At 71.4% G+C, this 20023-nt stretch carries 22 protein-coding genes; 14 read left to right on the top strand and 8 right to left on the bottom strand.

From position 1 onward, the window contains the following. Positions 1 to 16: 16 nt before the first annotated feature. From A5713_RS17495 to A5713_RS17485, 3 genes are read left to right on the top strand one after another with little or no spacing between them, the layout of a single operon-like run. Positions 17 to 940 carry an aldo/keto reductase gene (locus A5713_RS17495; RefSeq protein ID WP_068097545.1) on the top strand — a complete coding sequence of 308 codons (924 nt, stop codon included), beginning with the start codon at positions 17 to 19 and terminating at the stop codon, positions 938 to 940. 11 nt (positions 941 to 951) lie between these two features. Further along, on the top strand, positions 952 to 1407 hold the full coding sequence (locus A5713_RS17490; protein WP_068097542.1) for a nitroreductase family deazaflavin-dependent oxidoreductase: 456 nt from the start codon (positions 952 to 954) through the stop codon (positions 1405 to 1407). Between the two features lie 13 nt (positions 1408 to 1420). Next, complete coding sequence (locus A5713_RS17485) at positions 1421 to 2323, top strand: 1,4-dihydroxy-2-naphthoyl-CoA synthase (RefSeq protein WP_068097541.1); 903 nt, start codon at positions 1421 to 1423, stop codon at positions 2321 to 2323. A 3-nt stretch (positions 2324 to 2326) separates the two neighbouring features. Here the strand turns inward: A5713_RS17485 and A5713_RS17480 are convergent, their stop codons facing one another. Beyond that, positions 2327 to 3232: an AEC family transporter gene (locus A5713_RS17480; protein WP_068097540.1), complete on the bottom strand. Its 906-nt coding sequence runs from the start codon at positions 3230 to 3232 to the stop codon at positions 2327 to 2329. A gap of 131 nt (positions 3233 to 3363) precedes the next feature. Here A5713_RS17480 and A5713_RS17475 point away from each other — a divergent pair, with 131 nt between their 5' ends. From A5713_RS17475 to A5713_RS17445, 7 genes are all read left to right on the top strand, one after another. Further along, on the top strand, positions 3364 to 4260 hold the full coding sequence (locus tag A5713_RS17475; RefSeq protein WP_067917736.1) for an SDR family oxidoreductase: 897 nt from the start codon (positions 3364 to 3366) through the stop codon (positions 4258 to 4260). 30 nt (positions 4261 to 4290) lie between these two features. Continuing rightward, a complete protein-coding gene (locus A5713_RS17470; RefSeq protein WP_067917738.1) occupies positions 4291 to 4701 on the top strand; it encodes a VOC family protein in 411 nt (136 codons plus the stop codon). Between the two features lie 93 nt (positions 4702 to 4794). Then, positions 4795 to 6036 (top strand): inorganic phosphate transporter, encoded by a 1242-nt coding sequence (locus tag A5713_RS17465; RefSeq protein WP_068097538.1) that lies wholly within the window; start codon positions 4795 to 4797, stop codon positions 6034 to 6036. Continuing rightward, positions 6036 to 6335 (top strand): hypothetical protein, encoded by a 300-nt coding sequence (locus tag A5713_RS17460; RefSeq protein ID WP_068097536.1) that lies wholly within the window; start codon positions 6036 to 6038, stop codon positions 6333 to 6335. The genes A5713_RS17465 and A5713_RS17460 overlap by 1 nt, the downstream gene beginning before the upstream one ends. 50 nt (positions 6336 to 6385) lie before the next feature. Then, the gene (locus A5713_RS17455; protein ID WP_067917744.1) at positions 6386 to 6688 is read left to right on the top strand and encodes a DUF3349 domain-containing protein; all 303 of its coding nucleotides are present in this window, start codon (positions 6386 to 6388) and stop codon (positions 6686 to 6688) included. Positions 6689 to 6756: 68 nt separating this feature from the next. Next, on the top strand, positions 6757 to 7839 hold the full coding sequence (menE, locus tag A5713_RS17450) for an o-succinylbenzoate--CoA ligase (protein ID WP_068097535.1): 1083 nt from the start codon (positions 6757 to 6759) through the stop codon (positions 7837 to 7839). A gap of 11 nt (positions 7840 to 7850) precedes the next feature. Beyond that, the gene (locus A5713_RS17445; RefSeq protein WP_067917748.1) at positions 7851 to 9203 is read left to right on the top strand and encodes a hypothetical protein; all 1353 of its coding nucleotides are present in this window, start codon (positions 7851 to 7853) and stop codon (positions 9201 to 9203) included. 6 nt (positions 9204 to 9209) lie between these two features. Here A5713_RS17445 and A5713_RS17440 read toward each other — a convergent pair whose 3' ends face one another. The 3 genes from A5713_RS17440 to A5713_RS17430 are packed head-to-tail and all read right to left on the bottom strand — an operon-like array spanning position 9210 to position 12265. Continuing rightward, positions 9210 to 9872 (bottom strand): DUF2064 domain-containing protein, encoded by a 663-nt coding sequence (locus A5713_RS17440; RefSeq protein WP_068097534.1) that lies wholly within the window; start codon positions 9870 to 9872, stop codon positions 9210 to 9212. Then, positions 9869 to 10522 carry a glycosyltransferase family 2 protein gene (locus tag A5713_RS17435; protein ID WP_067917752.1) on the bottom strand — a complete coding sequence of 218 codons (654 nt, stop codon included), beginning with the start codon at positions 10520 to 10522 and terminating at the stop codon, positions 9869 to 9871. The genes A5713_RS17440 and A5713_RS17435 overlap by 4 nt, the downstream gene beginning before the upstream one ends. A 6-nt stretch (positions 10523 to 10528) precedes the next feature. Further along, the gene (locus A5713_RS17430) at positions 10529 to 12265 is read right to left on the bottom strand and encodes a hypothetical protein (protein WP_068097533.1); all 1737 of its coding nucleotides are present in this window, start codon (positions 12263 to 12265) and stop codon (positions 10529 to 10531) included. A gap of 278 nt (positions 12266 to 12543) precedes the next feature. Between A5713_RS17430 and A5713_RS17425 the strand changes: the two genes are divergently transcribed. Continuing rightward, positions 12544 to 14214: a hypothetical protein gene (locus A5713_RS17425; RefSeq protein WP_068097530.1), complete on the top strand. Its 1671-nt coding sequence runs from the start codon at positions 12544 to 12546 to the stop codon at positions 14212 to 14214. Positions 14215 to 14219: 5 nt separating this feature from the next. Here the strand turns inward: A5713_RS17425 and A5713_RS17420 are convergent, their stop codons facing one another. Next, the gene (locus A5713_RS17420; RefSeq protein WP_068097527.1) at positions 14220 to 15248 is read right to left on the bottom strand and encodes an NAD(P)-dependent oxidoreductase; all 1029 of its coding nucleotides are present in this window, start codon (positions 15246 to 15248) and stop codon (positions 14220 to 14222) included. After that, entirely contained in the window at positions 15245 to 16021 is a 777-nt protein-coding gene (locus A5713_RS17415; protein WP_068097524.1) for an S-methyl-5'-thioadenosine phosphorylase, read from the bottom strand. The genes A5713_RS17420 and A5713_RS17415 overlap by 4 nt, the downstream gene beginning before the upstream one ends. Positions 16022 to 16095: 74 nt before the next feature. On the opposite strand from A5713_RS17415, the gene A5713_RS17410 reads away from it, so the two are divergent. Further along, positions 16096 to 16968 (top strand): 1,4-dihydroxy-2-naphthoate polyprenyltransferase, encoded by an 873-nt coding sequence (locus A5713_RS17410; protein ID WP_067917805.1) that lies wholly within the window; start codon positions 16096 to 16098, stop codon positions 16966 to 16968. 145 nt (positions 16969 to 17113) lie between these two features. After that, entirely contained in the window at positions 17114 to 18121 is a 1008-nt protein-coding gene (locus tag A5713_RS17405; RefSeq protein WP_067917762.1) for a beta-ketoacyl-ACP synthase III, read from the top strand. Between the two features lie 7 nt (positions 18122 to 18128). On the opposite strand, the gene A5713_RS17400 is transcribed toward A5713_RS17405, so the two are convergent. Next, a complete protein-coding gene (locus A5713_RS17400) occupies positions 18129 to 18500 on the bottom strand; it encodes a DUF4229 domain-containing protein (protein WP_082973007.1) in 372 nt (123 codons plus the stop codon). Between the two features lie 46 nt (positions 18501 to 18546). Here A5713_RS17400 and A5713_RS28380 point away from each other — a divergent pair, with 46 nt between their 5' ends. Beyond that, entirely contained in the window at positions 18547 to 18708 is a 162-nt protein-coding gene (locus tag A5713_RS28380; protein ID WP_102418829.1) for a hypothetical protein, read from the top strand. A gap of 8 nt (positions 18709 to 18716) precedes the next feature. Here the strand turns inward: A5713_RS28380 and A5713_RS17395 are convergent, their stop codons facing one another. Continuing rightward, positions 18717 to 20012: a MinD/ParA family protein gene (locus tag A5713_RS17395; protein WP_067917807.1), complete on the bottom strand. Its 1296-nt coding sequence runs from the start codon at positions 20010 to 20012 to the stop codon at positions 18717 to 18719. Positions 20013 to 20023 lie beyond the last annotated feature (11 nt).

The following is a 20023-nucleotide window of genomic DNA, read 5'->3' as shown; positions in this document are numbered from 1 at the left end:
GGCACGAGGGAGCACCATGACGGACAAACCACAACCCGGCGGTCTCGGCACCATCGGCACGTCGACCGTCGCACGCGTGGGCTACGGCGCGATGCAGCTGTTCGAGGCGGCGTCCGCCGACGACGCGGCCGTGGTGCTGCGCCGCGCGGTCGAACTCGGCGTCAACCACATCGACACCGCGTCGTTCTACGGCCCCGGCGAGGTGAACCGCCGGATCCGCGCCGCGCTGGCCCCCTACCCCGACGACCTCGTCATCGTCAGCAAGGTCGGCGCGCGATACACCGGCGAAGAGCCGATACCCCTGGCCGCCGCCCAGAAGCCGGCGGAGCTGCGCGCCGCGGTCGAGGACGACCTGCGCCAGCTCGGCCTGGACCGCATCCCGGTGGTGAACCTGCGGCGCATGGACCTCGGGCCCGGCGTGGCCGCCGAGGGCGACCAGGCCGTCGACCTCGACGACCAGCTCGCCGAGATGATCGCGCTGCGCGACGAGGGCAAGATCGGCGGCATCGGCATCAGCGCCGTGCCACTCGACGTGGTGCGCCGGGCGTTGCCGGCCGGCATCGCCTGCGTGCAGAACGCCTACAGCGTGCTGGACCGTTCGCAGGAAGACACGCTGCAGCTGTGCGCGGCCGAGGGCATCGCGTGGGTGCCCTACTTCCCGCTGGGATCGTCGTTCCCCGGCTTCCCGAAGGTCGCCGACCATCCCGTGGTGGCCGAGATCGCCGGCGAGCTCGGCGTCACGGGCGCCCAGGTCGGCCTGTCCTGGCTGCTGTCCCACACGCCGAACACGCTGCTGATTCCCGGCACGCGATCCGTCGCGCACCTGCACGAGAATCTCGGCGCCGGAGACGTCACCCTGGGCGCCGACGCCATGGAAAGGCTGGACGCCGTCGGCACAACGGAGCCCCAGCCCCACGGGGTCGAGCCGTTCCAGAGGTAACGTCGCTGCCTATGGGAAGCGGCAAACCGGTCAAGCCGCCGTGGTGGCTGAAGCCGGCCAACAAGGTGTTCATCCAGATGTCGCGGCTGGGACTGAGTTTCGGCGGCGAAAGCCCCGTGGTGCTGACCGTCACCGGCCGCAAGTCGGGCGCACCGCGCTCGACACCGGTGACCCCGATGACGGTTGACGGGCAGCAGTACGTCGTCGCCGGGTTCCCGGGCGCCGACTGGGTGGCCAACGCGCGGGCCGCCGGCGAAGCGACGATCGCGCGGGGGCGGCACGTCCAGAAGGTGCGGATGGCCGAGCTGGCCGCCGACGACGCCCGGCCGATCCTGCGCGCCTTCCCGGCCGAGGTGCCCACGGGCGTCGGCTTCATGAAGCGGGCCGGACTCGTCACCGAAGGCCGGCCCGAGGAGTTCGAGGCCCTGGCCGGCCGCTGCGCCGTCTTCCGCCTGGACCCGGCATAGGAGTTCAACCACCTTGACCGACAATCCCTTTGACGCGCAGTCCTGGCGGCCCGTCGCCGGGTTCGACGACCTGACCGACATCACCTACCACCGCCACGTCGAAGACGCGACCGTACGGGTGGCGTTCGACCGGCCCGAGGTGCGCAACGCGTTTCGGCCGCACACCGTCGACGAGCTGTACCGGGTGCTCGACCACGCCCGGATGGCCCCGGATGTGGGCGTGGTGTTGCTGACCGGCAACGGCCCCTCCCCCAAAGACGGCGGCTGGGCGTTCTGCTCCGGCGGCGATCAGCGCATCCGCGGACGCAGCGGTTATCAATATGCAAGCGGCGACACCGCGGACACCGTCGACCCCGCCCGCGCCGGGCGGCTGCACATCCTCGAGGTGCAGCGGCTGATCCGGTTCATGCCCAAGGTGGTCATTTGCCTGGTCAACGGCTGGGCGGCCGGCGGCGGGCACAGCCTGCACGTGGTCTGCGACCTCACCCTGGCCAGCCGCGAGCACGCCCGGTTCAAGCAGACCGACGCCGACGTGGGCAGCTTCGACGGCGGCTACGGCAGCGCATACCTGGCGCGCCAGGTGGGCCAGAAGTTCGCCCGCGAGATCTTCTTCCTCGGCCGCGCGTACACCGCCGAGCAGATGCACCACATGGGCGCCGTCAACGCGGTCGTCGACCACGCCGATCTGGAGAAGGAGGCGATCGCGTGGGCCGCCGAGATCAACGGCAAATCCCCGCAGGCGCAACGGATGCTGAAGTTCGCCTTCAACCTCCTCGACGACGGGCTGGTCGGCCAGCAGCTGTTCGCCGGCGAGGCCACCCGGCTGGCGTACATGACCGACGAGGCCGTCGAGGGCCGCGACGCCTTCCTGGAGAAGCGGCCGCCGGACTGGAGCCGGTTCCCGCGCTACTTCTAGCGTTCACAGCCCCAAGATCACCGGCCACCAACACCAGGTCGTCAGGATGGACAGCGGCACCCCGACACCGATCAACAAGGCGACGAGCTCGGGCTCGAGATCGTGCTCCATGGCGATGATGCTGGCGCCGAGCATCGGGGGCATCCCCATCTCCAGCATCGCCACCTTGGCGACGGGATCGTGCGCTTGCCCGAGGGCGCAATACATGGCCACCAAAGCCAGCGGAGCCACCAGCAGTCGATAACCCAGGCCGACGCTCAGTGGTGCGAGACGCCCGGCGATGTGGTCCAGCCGCAGGGCATAGCCCACCGCCGCCATCGCCAGCGGCGTCAGCGTGAGCGCCAGCGCGTCGATCACCTGGGTCACCCACGTCGGGCGATCGACATGATTGGTGGCGAAAGCGGCGAGGATGGCCAGGAAAGGCGGGAAGGTCACGATCCTCTTCACCACGTCACGCCAGTCGAGCCTGCTGGCGCCCGCGATCGACGCGACGGCGATACCCAGGGTGGAGACCGCCAGATAGGACCCGCACAAGTCGATCACCATGCCCAGAGCCATCCACTGATCACCGGCGTACGCGGCGATCAGCGGGAGCCCCACGAACGACGTGTTGCACCAGCCCCCGGCGAGCAGCAGAGCGCCGGTGCGTCGCCGCGACCATCCAAATGCACGGCTCAGGGGAACGATGACCACGACGGCAAGGGCGACGTCGAGCCACGGCGTTGCGGCGGCGAACCACCAGTCGTCGCTGACGCGCAGGTTGTGAACACTGTGGAAGGCCGCGGCCGGCAGCGCGATGTTGATCACCCAGCCGCCCAGCACGCTGCCGGCGTTGTCCGGTAGCCGTCCCGAGAGCCGCAACAGGAAACCGAGGATCAGACAGACCAGGACCAGTGCGATCTCCCGCATGCAGCCCGCTTCCTCCGGCGGCCCGGGCCGCGTGCCGACAAGAAGTAACCGACGGTCGGGGATCGTATTGAAGGGGCGATCGCCAAGCACGGCGGGGTAAGCCGCGCGCCACGCCCCTAGACTGCCCACCCGTGAGTAAAAGCCCGCTGCGCCGCTTCACCGATCAGCTCGTCCTGGCCAGCATGCGACCGCCGATGGCGCCGCAGGTGCTGGTCAACCGGCCCGCCATGAAGCCGGTCGAGCTCGAGGGCAAGCGCGTCCTGCTCACCGGGGCGTCGTCGGGCATCGGTGAGGCCGGCGCCGAACTGCTGGCCCGCGCGGGGGCGACGGTGGTCGTTGTCGCCCGAAGGCAGGAACTGCTCGACGCGCTCGCGGACCGGATCACCGCGGCGGGCGGCACCGCGCTGTCCATGCCGTGCGACGTCTCCGACATGGACGCGGTCGACGCACTGGTCGCCGACGTCGAAAAGCGGCTCGGCGGGGTGGACATCCTGATCAACAACGCCGGCCGGTCGATCCGCAGACCGCTGGCCGAATCGCTGGAGCGCTGGCACGACGTGGAGCGGACCATGGTGCTCAACTACTACGCGCCGCTGCGGCTGATCCGCGGGCTGGCGCCCGGCATGCTCGAGCGCAAAGACGGCCACATCATCAACGTCTCCACCTGGGGGGTGCTGTCCGAGGCGTCGCCGCTGTTCGCCGTCTACAACGCGTCGAAGGCCGCGTTGTCGATGGTGAGCCGCGTCGTCGAGACCGAGTGGGGCGGCAAGGGTGTGCACTCGACGACGCTGTACTACCCGCTGGTGGCCACCCCGATGATCGCGCCGACCAAGGCCTACGAGGGCATGCCGGCGCTGACGTCCGAAGAGGCCGCCGAATGGATGCTGACCGCCGCGCGCACCCGACCGGTGCGGATCGCGCCGCGGATGGCGATCGCCGCCAAGGCCATCGACACCTTCGGCCCCCGGCTGGTCAACACGCTCATGCAGCGGCAAAGGCTCCAGCCGAACCGCGCAGAGAGCGACTAGATCCCACCGCGACGTGATAGACACGACGTCATGGAGATCCTGGCCAGCCGGATGCTGTTCCGGCCGGCGGACTATCAGCAATCGCTGTCGTTTTACCGGGACCAGATCGGCCTCGCGATAGCCCGTGAATACCCCGGGGGCACAGTGTTTTTCGCCGGCCAGTCGTTGCTGGAGCTCGCCGGCTACGGCTCACCGGACCACTCCCGCGGCCCTTTCCCGGGCGCGCTGTGGCTCCAGGTCCGCGACATCGAGGCGACCCAGGCCGAGCTTCGCGGCCGGGGCGTGGCGATCGCCCGCGAAGCGCGCCAAGAACCCTGGGGTCTCTACGAAATGCACGTGACGGATCCCGACGGCATCACGCTGATCTTCATCCAGATCCCGCCGGACCACCCGCTGCGCCGCGACACCCGCGGTGATCAGGCGGAACGGCCGGTTAACTAAGGGCTAACATCTGACGACAAGTCGAGGTACACCCGCAATTCGACTGGTCCACCGTTCGACAATCGAATCTCCCAACTACGAGAATCAGGCGCTGTGAACATCCAATTGTTCCTCCTCAGCATTGTCGTAATCACGGCACTCGCTTTCGATTTCACCAACGGCTTCCACGACACCGGCAACGCGATGGCGACCTCTATCGCCAGCGGCGCGCTCAAGCCCAAGGTGGCGGTCGCGCTATCCGCGGTGCTGAACCTGGTGGGCGCGTTCATGTCGACCGCCGTCGCCGCCACGATCGCCAAGGGCCTCATCGACGGGCACATCGTGACGCTGGAGCTGGTGTTCGCCGGCCTGGTCGGCGGCATCGTGTGGAACCTGCTGACTTGGCTCTTCGGTATCCCGTCCAGCTCGTCACACGCGCTGATCGGCGGCATCGTCGGCGCCACGATCGCCGCCGTCGGTGGACACGGGGTGCTCTGGAAGGGCCTGGTGTCCCACGTACTCATCCCGGCAGTGGTGGCCGCGATCCTGGCCATCGCCGTCGGGGCGATCGCGACCTGGCTCGTGTACCGGATCACCCGTGGCCTTGAGACTGGACGCACCGAGGCCGGGTTCCGGTACGGCCAGTGGGGCTCGGCGTCGCTGGTTTCGCTGGCGCACGGGACCGGCGACGCGCAGAAGACGATGGGCATCATCTTTCTGGCGCTGATGTCTTACGGCTCGATCAGCCGGAACGCCGCCATGCCGCCCCTTTGGGTCATCGTTGCGTGCGCGCTGTCCATGGCGGCGGGCACCTACCTGGGCGGCTGGCGCATCATCCGCACCCTGGGCAAGGGGCTGGTGGAGATCCAGTCGCCGCAAGGCATGGCCGCCGAGTCGTCCTCGGCCGCGGTCATCCTGCTGTCCACCCACTTCGGCTACGCGCTGTCGACGACGCAGGTCTGCACGGGTTCGGTGCTGGGCAGCGGGCTGGGCAAGCCCGGCGGCGAGGTGCGCTGGGGCGTGGCCGGCCGGATGGGCGTCGCCTGGCTCGTGACGCTGCCGCTGGCCGGTTTGGTCGGCGCGGTCACCTATTGGATCGTCCACCTGATCGGCGGTTACCCCGGCGCCATCGTCGGCTTCGGATTGTTGGTCGCGACGTCGGCCGCCATCTACATCCGGTCGCGCAAGGTCAAGGTCGACCACAACAATGTCAACGCCGAATGGCAGGGCGACCTGACCGCCGGGCTGCAGGATGCCGCCGAGCATCAGCCGCCATCCGACGTGCATCCGACGAACGGCAGCGGCGCCGCCGGCCGGTACGACTCCGACGACCCCACGATGAAGGCGAACGCCTGATGAGTCACTTCAGCGACTGGTTCAACTACCAGGCATCCCTCAAGATCCTGATCTTCTCCATGCTGGCCGGAGCCGCGTTGCCGGGGCTGTTCGCCCTGGGGCTGCGATTCCACGCGGTCGGCGCCGGGCAGGTCACCACCGGTGGCAGCGCGCCACAGAAGAACCCGGCGCTGCTCGCGATCGCCTGGCTGATCTATGCGGTCGTGCTGCTGGTGATCGTCTTCGCCCTGCTGTACATCTCCCGCGACTTCATCGCCCACCACACCGGCACGGCGTTCCTCGGAGCAAAACCCAAGTAGCATCGATTGATGCCCACCGCGTTACCGCGCCGTACACCGGGGGGAACAGCGTGAACGGATTTCTCAACTCGATCGTCTCGTGGCTGCGAGCGGGATACCCGGAAGGGATCCCGCCGACGGACACCTTCCCGGTGCTCGCGCTGCTGACCCGCCGGCTGTCCCATGACGAGGTCAAAGAGGTGGCCTGCGAGCTGGTCCGGCGCGGCGAGTTCGACGACGTGGACATCGGGGTGCTGATCACCCAGATCACCGACGAGCTGCCGACACCCGACGACGTCGAGCGCGTCCGGGTCCGGTTGGCGGCCGTCGGCTGGCCGTTCGACGACGCGGAGCAGGCCGAGGACCCCGCATAGCCGTACTGCGCGCCCTCACCGTCCCGCCGGGCTCGGCCGTATCGACGCTGTTACCCGCCCTGGAACGGGTGCTCGACGCCCGCGACCCCGCACTGGTCGCCCTCGACCCCGCCTCGGACGCGCTGCGGGCGGCCCTGCGGGTCGGCGAAGAGATCGACGACGACGTGGCCCTGGTGGTGACGACGTCGGGGACCACGGGTGCGCCCAAGGGGGCCCTGCTCACCGCGGCCGCGCTGACGGCCAGCGCGACGGCCACCCATAACCGCCTCGGCGGGCCGGGCAGTTGGTTGCTGGCCTTGCCGCCGCATCACATCGCCGGGCTGCAGGTGCTGGTGCGCAGCGCCCTCGCCGGCTCGACGCCCGTGGAGCTGGACGTCTCAGCGGGCTTCGACGTCGCCCAATTGCCCGCCGCGACAAGGCGATTGGCATCCGGGCGGCGATACACGTCGCTGGTAGCCACGCAGCTGGCCAAGGCGCTGACCAATCCGGCGGCCGCGGCCGCCCTCGCCGAACTGGACGCCGTCCTGCTCGGCGGCGGACCGGCCCCGCAGGGCGTGCTCGATGCCGCGGCGGCGGCCGGCATCGCCGTGGTCCGCACCTACGGCATGAGCGAGACCGCCGGCGGCTGCGTGTACGACGGCGTGCCGCTGGACGGCGTCCGGGTCCGGGTGGCCGACGGCGGGCGCATCGCCCTCGGCGGCGCGACCCTGGCGAAGGGCTACCGCAACCCCGTGCACCCCGACCCGTTCGCCGAGCGGGGCTGGTTCCGCACTGATGACCTCGGCGCCCTCGACGGGGCTGGCGTGCTGACCGTGCTGGGCCGCGCCGACGACGCGATCAGCACGGGTGGGTTGACCGTGCTGCCGCAACTGGTCGAGGCCGCGCTGGGCAGCCATCCCGCCGTCGGGGACTGCGCGGTTTTCGGCCTCGCCGACGACCGGCTGGGCCAACGGGTGGTGGCCGCGGTCGTGGTGGCCGCGGGCCGCCCGGCGCCGACCCTGGACGCGCTGCGCGCTCATGTGACACGCGCCCTGGACGCCACCGCCGCTCCGCGCGAGATGCACATCGTCGACGCGCTGCCGCGACGCGGCATCGGCAAGGTCGACCGCATGGCGTTGGTGCGCCGCTTCGCCGGTTCGGCCGGTCAATAGGCTGGTCGACCGTGAGGGTGGCACGTCGGGAGGCAGCGGCCGTCGGGGTCGGGGCGGTGCTGGTGGTGGCGGCGTTCGTGTTGCCGCGGCTGCACTGGGGCGTCCGGCCGCGCACCGATGTGGGGCAGGAGCGATTCGGCACGCACACCGGGGCCCCGCCGATTTTCGGTGCCTGGGAGGTCCACGCCAGCTGGGGCACTGGGCCGGCCATCGCCATCGCGGTGGCCGCGGTGGTCTGGGGACCGATTCTGGCGCAACGCCTCTCGTGGCGGGTGTTGACGCTGGGCACGTGGGCCACCGCCTGCGGATGGGCATTCGCGCTGGCGATGATCGACGGCTGGCAGCGCGGCTTCGCCGGCCGGCTGACCACCAGGGACGAGTACCTGTCGCAGGTGCCCGGCATCACCGACATCCCGGCCGCGGTGCGCACGTTCGCCAGCCGGATCGTCGACTACCAGCCGAACTCGTGGACCACGCACGTCTCCGGGCATCCGCCCGGCGCGCTGCTGACGTTCGTCTGGCTCGACCGGATCGGCCTGCACGGGGGCGCCTGGGCCGGGCTGCTGTGCCTGCTGGTCGGGTCCAGTGCGGCGGCCGCGGTGCTGATCGCCGTCCGCGCGCTGGCCGACGAGCAGACCGCGCGCCGCGCCGCACCGTTCGTCGCCGTCGCGCCCACGGCGATCTGGGTGGCGGTGTCGGCCGACGGGTACTTCGCCGGCATCGCCGCATGGGGCATCGCGCTGTTGGCCCTGGCGGTGCACCGGCCGGTCCGGTTCCCCGTGTGGGCGGCCGCCGGCGCGGGCCTGCTGCTGGGCTGGGGCGTGTTCTGCAACTACGGGCTGATGCTGATGGGGCTGCCGGCCGTGGCGGTGCTGGCGTCGGCCGCCGACTGGCGAGCCGCGCTTCGGGCGCTCGGCCCGGCGACGCTGGCCGCCGTGGCGGTGGCCGTGGCCTTCGCGGTCTCGGGGTTCTACTGGTTCGACGGCTACACCCTTGTGCAGCAACGCTATTGGCAGGGCATCGCCAAGGACCGGCCGTTTCAATACTGGAGCTGGGCCAACCTGGCGTCCGTCGTGTGCGCGATCGGGTTGGGCAGCGTCGCCGGGGTCACCCGGGTGTTCGACTGGGCGGCTATCCGGCGCCGCTCCGGGTTCCACCTGCTGCTGCTGGCCGTGCTGGCCGCCATCGCCTGCGCGGATCTCAGCATGCTCAGCAAGGCCGAGGTCGAGCGGATCTGGCTGCCCTTCACCATCTGGCTCACCGCGGCGCCCGCGCTGCTGCCCGTCCGGTCACACCGGCTGTGGCTGGCGCTCAACGCCGCCGGCGCCGTGGCGCTCAACACCCTCATCGTCACGAACTGGTAGGCGCGGCTACAGGCCGGCCGCGCGGGTGAACCTGGCGAAACGACTGGCCTGCCCGCACGCCTCGCGCACCGCGGCAACGTCGTCGAGCACGTCGATGTCGGCCAACCGCGGCACGGGCGTGACGTGGATATCATTGTTGCGCAACGCTTTCAGGGTGAGCTCCCCGGTGTCGGGCTGGGACATCGGGACGGTGCGCAGGCATTCGGCCATGGCTGGCGCCGCCACGCCGAGCACCCACCAACCGCCGTCGTGGGCCAATCCCAGCACGGCCGGCGCCTCCAGCAGCCGGCGCGCGCAATCGGCCAGCAGCTCGGCGGTCACCTGCGGGGTGTCCATCCCGATCTGCAGCACCGGAAACCCGTCCGCGGCGTCGGCGTGGGCGTTGGCGAGCCGGTCCGCGAAGTCCTCGCCGCGCTGCGGAATCACGGTGAAGGACCGCAGCCGTCGCCGGATCTCGACCGCGCCGGCCGCGGAGTCCAGGTCACCGGTCATGGCGACTACCCGGTTGGCCACCGGCGCGGCGGCCACCGCGTCCAGCGTGTCCAGCAGCGCGGCCGCGGCGATCTCGGCGGCGACGGCGTCCCCGACGCTGGCCGCAAGCCTGGTCTTGGCGCGGCCCGGCTCCGGCGCCTTGGCGACCACCAGCAGCGTCACCGGCAGGACGCTCACGAGATCACCTTCCAGAAGTCGAGGATCGCGGTGATGCTCCCCCGCAGCGAACCGCTGACCTTCGACTTACCGCCCGTCCGGGGGCCGTAGCCGACGTCGAGTTCGACCACGCGCCAGCCGGCCGCGGCGGCGCGCACCAGGAGCTCGAGCGGATAGCCCGAACGCCGGTCGACGACGCCGAGGTTCAGCAGCGCCTCCCGCCGGGCCACCCGCATCGGCGCGATGTCGTGCACAGGCAGTCCGTGGCGGGTGCGCAGCCGCCAGCTCATCACCACGGTGCCGACCCGGGCGACCCAGGGCCAATGCAGTCCGGCCACCGGCCGGCGCCGCCCGACCACCAGGTCCGCGCCCTGCTCGAGCGCGGCGACGAGCCGCGGCAGGTCGCCGCCATCCATGGAGCCGTCGGCGTCGATCACCGCCACGATCGGGGTGGTCGCGGCCACCACGCCCGCGTGCACCGCCGAGCCGTACCCGGCCCGCGGCTCCACGACGACCTCGGCGCCGTGCCGCCGCGCGACCCCGGCGGTGTCGTCGGTGCTGTTGTTGTCGACCACCAGCGCCCGGTATCCGGCGGGTATGCCGGCCAGCACGCCGGGCAGCGACTCCTCTTCGTTCAGACAGGGCAGCACCACCGTGACGGCGTCGGGCATGACGCCTCAGAACCCGCGATGGCTGCGCGGCTGCTGCGGGACGAGCGTCTCCTGCGAATGCGTGGGCGGCGCGGTCTCTTGCGTGTGCGGCGGCGACGAGTAGGTGGTGGGGGGCTGCTCGTGCGAGGTCGGCGGCGGGGAGTACGACGTCGTCGGCGGCGAGTACGACGTGGTCGGCGGCGAGTAGGAGGTTGTCGGGGGCGAGTACGAGGTCGTCGGCGGGCTGATCGAGGTCGTCGGCGGGCTGATCGAGGTCGTCGGCGGGCTGATCGACGTCGTCGGCGGGCTGATCGAAGTCGTCGGCGGGCTGATCGACGTCGTCGGGGGCTCGTAACTGGTCGTGGGCGGGGTGATCGTCGTCGTGGACGGCGGGTTGTACGGCGGCTGCGGGTAGCCGGGTTGCCAGCCCGGGAACGGAACGATGACCGGAACGGGAACGGGCACAACGGGATTCGGGTTGGGCACGCCCCCCGGGGCGCCGGGCTCCACCGGCGCGGCGGGCGCCGCCGGCGCCCCTCCCCCGGCGGGCGGCGCCACCTGTTGCGGAACGGCGGTGGGGGCCGGGAGGGTGCCTCCCTGGAACCCGGCGTTGGGCTGGTCGACCGGGGGCGGCGGCACCGGCGCCTGCTGCTGCGTCGGCAATAGCGGCATGAACTTGCCCGGAGCGGCGTTCTGGTGCCCGACGACGGGCTGTTGACTCGCGGTGGGACGGACGGCGATGGCGATCGCGGCGGCCAGGGACGCGAACCCGACGACGGCGAAGGCGATCACGGCGTTGCCGACCACCAGGGAGCGTCGGCTCAGGCGCGAGGGGATCGCCTCGGTCTGGTCGACGTGGTCGTAGTCGTCGAATTCGGGGCCGTACTCGTCGCCGGCGAACGGCTCGGCGTCATCCGCCATCGAATAGGCCAGCTGCGGCTCCTCCTCGGCCGGCGGCGGCACGACCGTCGTCTCGTCCCCGGTGAGCCCGGGCGCCATCGCCGTCTCGTCCCCGGTGAGCCCGGGCGCCATCGCCGTCTCATCGCCGGTGAGCCCGGGCGCCATCGCCGTCTCGTCCCCGGTGAGCCCGACGGCCGGCGCCATCGCCGTCGCATCGGCACCGGCCGCGGCCGCCATCGCGGCGCCGCGGGCGACCGCGAACGCGGGTTCGTCGGCGACCTGCACCCGCATGGTCGACGACGCGTCGCGCAACTGGTCGGCAACCTGGGCCAACTCGGGCGAAGCCCCCGCCAGGTACACCTCGCCCGGGGCATCCGGCCGGGCGCTGAGTTGGGCCATCATCGTGTTGAACGTCGCGGTGACGTCGCCGCCGGCGAGTGGCTCCCTGGCCAGCACGGTCGGGGGGGAGTTCTGGTCGTCGGCGGAGCCTGGCACCGACAACGTCGCCGTCGCGTCGTCCATCACCAGCGCGGCGCCCGGCCGGCCCGCCGCGCGCATCAGGGCGGCCACGGCCTGCGACTCGGAGAGCACTGCGACGTTGGAAACACCGGAGTCTTGCAGCGCCTGGCGCAGCTGGCCGGCACGCGGATCGTCGCTCCAGCACACGCGGGTGCCGACCAGCCGGTGATTCTCATCCGCCAGGAGCCGATTGGTGCCGACCACCGTCTCGGTGAGTTTTCCGACCGGGTTGTCCTCCAGGTTGACGACGGATTGGTCGATCACGTCGGCGCCCTGCGCGCCCGGCCCGACAAGCGCCAAGCGGGCAACGGGGCCCGTGACCGCGACCCCCAACACGACGTCCATCCCGGTTCTCCTTCGGCTGGTTACCCCACGACCAGCAATGTCCCGGCATCATTACACTTGCGATACCGTTGGCAGTATCAGTTATTCGGGCGACAAGGTTTGCCCATAGCGCAGCGTAACCAGCTTCTCGAACTACAGGACGGTCGCCGCGGAATCCGCCACGGCGTCCGAACGGAGAATATGTTCGCAAGCGAGCAGTGCGGCCGGCTCGGCAGGGCGATCACCCGCCGCGCAACCGAACCTGCGCCACAACCGACCGTCGTCGAATCCCGGGGGGCATGGTGAGCCAGAGCAGCGACGACGCCCCTACCGGCCCCATCGATCACGGGCAGGCGCAGCGGACCACTCGCATCATCCGGCCGGCCGCAGGCGATTTGACCCCGCCCGGGAATTCCACGCGACGCTGGCACGTCGTCAGCGATCTGACCGCCGTCGCGCTCCTGATCGTCGCCCTGTTGCTGCCGTGGAACCTGGACTTCGGCGTCGGGATTCCCGGCAGCAGCCCGGTTCTCTTCGCGGTGCTCGTCGCGGCGACCGCGCTGTCCGTCATCGCCGTCGCCGCGGCCGGTTCCTGGCGGTCGTCCGGTGCGCGGTTCAACCCCGCGGCGGCGGCCCGCCTTCGCCTGGGGCTCAACGTCCCCTATGCGCTGCTGGTGCTGGCGTTCGTGGGATTCGACGCGTTCGAGACCGTCAAGTTCGGCGGCACGGTGAACGTGCCGGGCGGCGTCGGGCCGGGCGCGTGGGCCGGCATCGCCGGCTCCCTGCTGAGCGCGCAGGCGGCGGCCACCGGCGCCCGCTCCGGACCGGTCCCCGAGGGCGACGAGTACACCGGCTGGCTGAGGTCGGCCCGGGTCATCGGCTACGCGTCGATGCTGTTGGCGGTGCTCAGTTTTGGCTTCAACCTGTATTGGCGGGTGCGCTACGCGCTGCAGAACGTCGGCGGCGCAGCCGCTTTCGGCACGCAGAACGTCGCGGTGATCGTGACGGCGCTGGTGTACGGCGTGGTGGCGTTGGTCGCCGTGCTGGTCGCCGCCAGGTGGTTGCTGCGCGGCACCCGGGCCTCCCGGCTCGCCACCGTCGCGCTCGGCGCGTCGACGCTGGTCGCCGGGATCGGAGTGTGGATCCTGCCCGCGGGGCGGAACATCGACGCGTTCCACGGCATCGCGCAGAACACCTCGACCGCCGGGGTCGGCTTCGAGGGCTATCTGGCATGGGCGGCCGCCGCGGCGATCTTCGCACCCGGGACGCTGTTCGGTCACCGGAACACCACCGGGGCCGAGGAGGGCGCCTGGCGGGTGGCGGCCCGAAACGGCTTGCTGCTCATCGCCGTATGGGCCCTGGGCTCGATGGCGATGCGGCTGACGGATCTCTTCGTCTCCGTGAGCCTGAATTACCCCTTCTCCCGCTACGACAGCGTGGTGCTGGCGGCGTTCGACCTGGCCACCGCCGTCCTGGCGATCTGGCTGCGCGTCAACCTGGGCAAGGCCGCCCGCTCCGCGCGGCTGATCACGGCGCTGTGCGGGCTGGTCGCCACGCTGAGCGTCGCCCGCGTCGTGGTGGGGGTGGTGTTGGCGCCGCGGTTCGCGGATTCACCCAATTCGCCTGCGCAGCACCCGGTCTACGGCAACAACCTCGCCCAGCAGATCACCAGCACCTTCGACGTGACGCTGTGCGGCCTGGCCCTGTGCATCCTGGGGGCCGCCGTGGTCACCGGACAGCTGCGCGGCCGCCGCCTGCGACGCCGCCGTGCCGTCCCCGGGCCCGCCGTCCCGCCGCCCGGCGCTCCCGCCGCGCCCAGGGCGCGAGTCCCGGTGGGCCACGCGGCCGCGCCGTCGGCCACGGCGACCACGCGGATCGCCACCGGCCCGCGGATCTTCCGGGGCGACGACTCCGCGACGCGCCAGATACCCGTGCAGCGGCCCAAGATCTACCGGCCGCCGCAGGGGTAGGACGCTCAGCGCAGCGGGGCGAACGCGAATTCGCGCAGCCCCTCGGCCGGGTCGATGGCCGCGCGGAAACCCAACACCCGCTCCGCCCGCGACGGGTCGGCGACGATGTGGCGCACGTCGCCGCTGCGGTACTGGCCGGTGATCACCGGTGCGAGCCCACCGCCCCGCGCATCGCAGAGCGCGCCGGCCACCTGCAGGATCGAGACCGGCCGCCCCGAACAGACGTTCACCGCGGTGAAGCCGTCCGTGTGCCGGGTGGCCGCGAGGTTGGCGGCGGCCACGTCGTCGACGTGGACGAAGTCCCGCATCTGGCCGCCGTCCTCGAAAACCCTTGGCGGCTTGCCCTTTTCGAGCGATGACCGGAAGATCGCCGCCACGCCGGAATAGGGGGTGTCGCGTGGCATCCCGGGGCCGTACACGTTGTGATAGCGCAGCGCCACCACCGAGCCGCCTGTCGCCTCCGACCACGCCAGCGCGTAATGCTCCTGCGCGGTCTTGCTGGCCGCGTACAGGCTGCGCGGGCGCAGCGCGGCGTCCTCGTCGACCAGGCGCCACTCGAGTTGCTCGCCCCCGGCCGGGCAGCGGTGTTCGAAGAGCCCGGCGTCCAGGTCGGCGCGCCGCCGCGGCAGCGGGTCGACGAGCCCGTGTCGCCCGCATTGGTACCGGCCCTGGCCGTACACCACCATCGACGACGCCAGCACCAGGCGGCGCACCCCGGCGGCGAACATCTGCGCGAGCAGCACCGTGGTGGCATAGTCGTTGTGACCGCCGTAGGCGGGGGCATCCGCGGCGTCCACGCCGGCCCCCACCATCGCCGCCTGATGACACACCAGGTCCACCCCGTCCAGCAGCGGCGCCAACGCGTCGGCGTCGCGGACGTCGACGCGGTGACAGCCCTGCGGCAGCACCGGATTCGGGCCGTGCGCGGCCGGCAGCAACGCGTCGACACCGACCACGTCGTGGCCCGCGGCCCGCAGCGCCGCGTCCACCCGCGAGCCGATGAAGCCTGCCGCACCGGTCAGCAACACCCTCATGGCAACTCGAGGGGCAGCGTGACGCCGGTGTGCGGCAGGCAGTGTGCGCAGTCGCGTTCGCCGGCAACGCGGCCGATCGCGTCGCGCACCAGCCCTTTGAACGGACCGATGTTCTTCTCGAATTCGGCGAACACCTCGACGGTCGTCACACCCTCGCCGGCCGCCACACCGGCGTCCAGGTCGGTCACCAAAGCGATTGCCGCATAGCACATTTCGAGCTCCCGAGCGAGCACCGCCTCGGGGTAACCGGTCATGTTGACCAGCGAGAACCCGGCCGACGCGAACCATTGGCTTTCCGCGCGCGTGGAGAACCGCGGGCCCTGGATCACCACCATGGTGCCGCCGTCGACCACCCCGGGCAGGCCGGTGACGGCGGCGCGCAGGGTCGGACAGTACGGGTCGGCGAAGTCGACGTGAACACCGCCGGAGTCGAAGTAGGTGTCGGGGCGGCCGCTGGTGCGATCCACCAGCTGGTCGGGCACCACGATGGCGCCGGGACCGTTCTCGGGTTTGAGGCTGCCGACGGCGCACGGGGCGAAGATGCGCCGGACCCCTAGCTTGCGCAACGCCCACATGTTGGCCCGGTAGGGCACCGTGTGCGCCGAGAACTGGTGGGTGAGGCCGTGCCGGGGCAGGAAGGCGACCTGGTGTCCCGCCACGGCGCCGATCGTCACCGCGGCGCTGGGCGGGCCGTACGGGGTGTCGACGTCGACGACGCGGGTGTCCGACTCGAAGAAGGTGTAGAAGCCGCTGCCGCCGATGACTCCGAGCATCCGCCCATTGTGGTGCATGGCCCGTGTCCGATCGCGGGTGCGGGGGCGCGGCCCACTCCTGGCAGGATGCGTGCGTGGCCAGTTTCGGGCAGTGGATCTCGGGTGCGCGTCCGCGGACGCTGCCCAACGCGGTGGCCCCGGTGGTCGCGGGCACCGGCGCGGCGGCATGGCTGGGATCCGCGGTGTGGTGGAAGGCGCTGCTGGCGCTGGCGGTGGCGCTCGCATTGACCATCGGGGTGAACTACGCCAACGACTACTCCGACGGCATTCGGGGCACCGACGACGACCGGGCCGGCCCGGTGCGCCTGGTGGGTTCGCGGCTGGCCACCCCGCGGTCGGTGCTGGCGGCCGCGGTCGCCAGCCTGGCGATCGGGGCGGCCGCCGGCGTGGCGCTCGCGCTCGTCAGCGCTCCGTGGCTGATCGCGGTGGGCGCGGTGTGTATCGCCGGCGCGTGGCTGTACACCGGCGGCTCGAAACCGTACGGCTACGCCGGTTTCGGCGAGGTCGCGGTGTTCGTGTTCTTCGGCCTGGTGGCGGTGCTCGGCACGGAGTACACGCAGGCGTTGCGGGTGGACTGGGTGGGGCTGGCGCTGGCGGTGGCGACCGGGGCGCTGTCGTCGTCGGTGCTGGTGGCCAACAACCTGCGCGACATTCCCACCGACGAGCGGTCGGGGAAGATCACCCTGGCGGTGCGCCTGGGCGACGCCCGCACCCGCGTGTTGTATCAGGCGCTGCTGGCGACTGCCGGGGTGTTGACACTGGCGCTGACGGCGGCCACGCCGTGGTGCGCGGTGGGCTTGGTGGCCACGCCGCTGGCGCTGCGCGCGGTGCGTCCCGTGCGGTCGGGGCGCGGGGGCCCGGAGTTGATTCCGGTGCTGCGCGATACCGGCCTGGCGATGGTCGTCTGGGCGATCGCGGTGGCCGCGGCGCTGGCGCTGGCCCGCTGATCGGGCGTCCGCCCGCGGCGGGTTGTACCGGCGTGTCGCCGCCGTGGATGCACACTCGGGTGCACGAGCGGGACCGGATCCGATAACAATGGAGGACCGGCGTCGGGACGATGGCCGTTGTAGCGAGGACCGATCGGGGACAGCAATGAAGCAGATCGCCGCGACCAGTGGGCCGACGAACGTCGGGTTGCTCAGCGTCGGGGCCTACCGCCCCGCGCGCGTGGTCACCAACGACGAGATATGCGAGAACATCGACTCCTCGGATGAGTGGATCTTCTCCAGGACCGGGATCAAGACGCGCCGATTCGCCGCCCGAGAGGAATCCGCCGCATCCATGGCCACCGAGGCCGGGCGAGAGGCCATCGCCAAGGCCGGGTTGACGCCGCCGGACGTCGACTGCGTGATCGTCGCGACGAGCACGCATTTTCTGCAGACCCCGGCCTGCGCGCCCGCGGTCGCCGCGGCGCTGGGCGCGACCGGCGTGCCCGCGTTCGACGTCTCGGCGGGGTGTGCGGGCTTCGGTTACGCGCTCGGCGTCGCCGCGGACATGATCCGCGGCGGGACCGCCGGCAAGGTACTGGTCCTCGGTTCGGAGAAGCTGTCGCCCACGGTGGACATGCAGGACCGCACCAACTGCTTCATCTTCGCCGACGGCGCGGCGGGCGTGGTGGTCGGCGAGACGCCCGATCAGGGCATCGGCCCGACCGTCTGGGGCAGTGACGGCGAACAGGCCCTGGCCATCCGCCAGGACATCGACTGGATCGACTACATGGACAGCCCGACGGGCCCCCGCCCGTTCCTGCGGCTGGAAGGCAGCGCGGTGTTCCGCTGGGCGGCGTTCGAGATGGGCAAGGTCGGCCGGCAGGCCATGGACGCGGCGGGTGTGCGGCCCGACGAGATCGACGTCTTCGTGCCGCACCAGGCCAACAGCCGCATCAACGAGGTCCTGGCGAAGAGCCTGGAGCTGCGGCCGGACGCCGTCGTCGCCAACGACATCGAGCACACCGGGAACACCTCGGCCGCGTCCATTCCGCTGGCGATGGCCGAAATCCTGGCCACCGGGGCGGCTGAGCCGGGCGACCTGGCGCTGCTGATCGGGTACGGCGCGGGCCTCAGTTACGCCGCACAGGTCGTGCGGATGCCCAACTTCTGATCGGTCTTCACCCGTCATCGCTCCCCTCGTCGGGCGGCGCGTCGCCGTGCAACCGCGCCCGTAGCTGTTCGCGCTCCCGGCGCCGGCGCTCACCGGCGATCGCCAGCGACGCGGTGGCGCGCCGGCGCAGCGGGCCGAACAGCCAGATGCCCAGGGGCATCGCGATGATCAGGGCGAACAACGCGGCGACCGCGATCGGGAACTCGCGGACGCCCATCAGGCGCGCCGCCCCGTAGATCGCGGCGGCGAGCGCCACCGCCAGCAGCAGTCGCGCGGCCGCGTAGAGCGAAACGTCGACGACCGCCCGATGGCGGGTGCCCCGCGCGCCGCCTTCGTCCGCGCGGTCCCCAGTGCTGTTGTCGCTAGCTCCTTCTGGCACAGGGGAGAGCCTACGACGCGGGTATATTCGTCAAAGGAGGTGTTGAGTGCTCTACCTGCTGCTCGTCCTGATTCTGGGGACGCTGATCTACGTTGGCTGGCGTACGGCGCGGTCGCAAATCAATCGGCCCAAGACCCGCGTCATCGGGCCCGACGACGATCCAGAGTTCTTGCGGCGGTTGGGTCACGGGGACAACAACCCCCGCTAAGGCTCGCTCTAGGCGACCCCGGGGTTGCGCTGGTCGCCCGGGAATCCGTCGGCGACGATGGCCGCCAGTTCGGTGAGCGCCTCGCGGGTCGACCGCTTCAGCCGGTCCAAGTCGATCTCGGCGCCCTCTTCGAGGTGCGGGTCGAACGGCACCACCTGGACCGCGCGGCAGCGGCGGGAGAAGTGGTCGACCACCTTGTTCATGTCGACCTTGCCCGTCCGTGACCGGACCCCGTTGATGACCGCGATCGAGTTGCGGACCATCTCCTCGTGGCCGTGCGCGTCCAGCCAGTCCAGCGTCGCCGACGCGCTGCGCGCGCCGTCGATGGACCCGGAGCTGACGACGACGAGCACGTCGGCCTTGTCCAGCACCGAGGACATCACCGAATGCAGCAGCCCGGGCCCACAGTCGGTGAGCACCAAACCGTAGAACCGCTCCAAGACGTCCAAGACCCGCGTGTAGTCGTCGGCGCCGAACGCCTCCGAGATGGCCGGGTCGGTTTCCGAGGCCAGCACTTCCAGCCCGCTGGGGCCCTTGGAGGTATAGCGGCGGACGTCGCTGTAGCGCTCGATGCTCCCGGCGTCGTGCAGCAGCTGACGCACCGTCGCCGCCGTCTCCAGCGGGATCTTCTGGCTCAGGGTGCCCCGGTCGGGGTTGGCGTCGACCGCGATCACCCGGTCACCACGGATGGAGGCGAAGGTCGCGCCCATGGTCGCGGCGATGGTCGTCTTGCCGACACCGCCCTTCAGCGACACCAGCGCGATCCGGTAGCAACCGCGCAACGGCCGGTTCACCTGCGCCACCAGGTTGTTGTAGCGGGCTGCCCGGGGGCTCTCCCCCAGGTTGATCAGGTGGCCGGACAGGTCGTAGAGCATCCGGCGCCAGCCCGCCGACGGTGGCGGCTTGACCGGCCGCAGCAACATACCGGTGGACAGCTCCGGGTACGGCGTGTGCGGCAGCGGCTCGGGCCGCGGCGGGACCGGCATGGGCGCCGCTTCGGCCGGGCCCGTGTAGTAGGCGCCGTACGCCGTCGGGTCGACCCGTGGGATACCGGTCACCGGGGTGGAATCCCACGGCGGCATCCCGGCGGGCCTGGGCATGGTCGGCGGCGCCGCCTCACGCCGCTCGGGGCCGGAGGCCCGCCCCTGGGTGCGGAACCCGGCGAAGGCGCGGGTCGGCGCGTCGCCGGCGTCGGCCGGCGCCTCGTCCGCGGCTGGTGACGGCGGGTCCGACGGCCCCTGCGGAGCCAGTTGCGTGGTCGGTTGATCGGGCGCCCCCACGCCCGCCGATGGCTGGTCTGACACGTGCACTCCCC

The sequence above is a fragment of the Mycobacterium sp. E2497 genome, assembly GCF_001668695.1.
GTDB lineage: Bacteria > Actinomycetota > Actinomycetes > Mycobacteriales > Mycobacteriaceae > Mycobacterium.
This window is presented reverse-complemented; position numbering and strand designations above follow the sequence as displayed.